At 62.9% G+C, this 1,179-nt stretch carries 2 protein-coding genes; one reads left to right on the top strand and one right to left on the bottom strand.

Features of this window, described 5'->3' with window-relative positions; genetic code table 11:
• Positions 1-131 precede the first annotated feature (131 nt).
• A complete protein-coding gene (locus Q8K99_06275) occupies positions 132-518 on the top strand; it encodes a DUF86 domain-containing protein (GenBank protein ID MDP2182157.1) in 387 nt (128 codons plus the stop codon).
• Positions 519-576: 58 nt separating this feature from the next.
• On the opposite strand, the gene Q8K99_06270 is transcribed toward Q8K99_06275, so the two are convergent.
• On the bottom strand, positions 577-1,179 hold a 603-nt coding region (locus Q8K99_06270; protein ID MDP2182156.1), incomplete at its 5' end, for a transcription termination factor Rho.

The raw sequence follows: 1,179 nt of genomic DNA, 5'->3' as shown, positions 1-1,179 counted from the left end.
GCTGCGCGTGCTTCGACTGTATCTGGACTTCGCCCCCGTGCTCGACGAGTTCGAGCGGGCACTTCGGGCCCGACTCAAGCGGGGTGGCTTCCTTGCTGGATAGAGAACGGATCATCACGAAGTTGGCTCGTATGACAGAGTCGCTCGGAGAGGTGGAGGCATTCAGGCCTGCTGAGCCAGAGGTGCTGCTCGACCCGGCTGGGCTCCGGGATCGCCGCGCGCTCGAACGCGTTTTGTACATGGCGATACAAGACCTCCTCGATGTGGCCTCCTACGTGCTGGCTGAACAAGGTTGGCGGGTGCCGGAGACATACCGCGCCATGATCATCGACCTCGGCAGACACGGCGTGCTTCCGACCGAATTCGCTGAGAAGATCGCAGGCATGGCCGGCTTCCGGAACGTCCTCGAGCACGAGTACAGGATGCTGGACACGTCGCTACTCTACGAGTACTCGACGCGACGCGAGGACTTCGAGCGGTTCGCGGGGTACATCCTCGAGTACGCGGACAGAGTCTGAGAAAGCGCTTTCGACGCTGCGGTACGCCCACTGTGTCCACCGGAATCCGACACCGCGCTTAGAGGTCGATGCCGTTGCTCTTCTCGTTGGCCTTGCGCGCCATCTTCGAGAGGAACAGAAGGTTCGAGTCGGTCTGCTTGAGTCCCTTGATCAGCATGTCGATCGCGCGCTCGGGCGAATCCACGCCGTGCAGGATGCGTCGAAGACCCCACACGAACGGCGCTTCCTGCGGATCGAGCAGGAGCTCCTCTTTGCGCGTGCCGCTCACAACGACGTCGATCGCCGGGAATATGCGGCGGTCGGCCATGCGGCGGTCGAGCCTGAGCTCCATGTTACCGGTACCCTTGAACTCCTCGAAGATGACCTCGTCCATCTTCGAGCCGGTCTCCACGAGCGCCGTGGCGAGAATCGTGAGCGACCCGCCGTTCTCGATGTTGCGCGCAGCGCCGAAGAACTTCTTCGGCGGGTAGAGGGCGGTGGAGTCGACACCGCCGGACAGAATGCGTCCGGATGCTGGCGTCGCCAGGTTGTACGCGCGTGCGAGACGTGTGATCGAGTCGAGCAGAATCACGACGTCGTAGCCGCTCTCGACGAGGCGCTTCGCCCGCTCCATGACGAGTTCGGCCACCGCGATGTGGTTCTCGGCCGGCATGTCGAAGGT

Source organism: Actinomycetota bacterium, from assembly GCA_030682655.1.
Classification (GTDB): Bacteria; Actinomycetota; Coriobacteriia; order Anaerosomatales; family JAUXNU01; genus JAUXNU01.
Note: the sequence above shows the minus strand (reverse complement) of the source record. Positions and strands in the feature narration are given on the sequence as shown.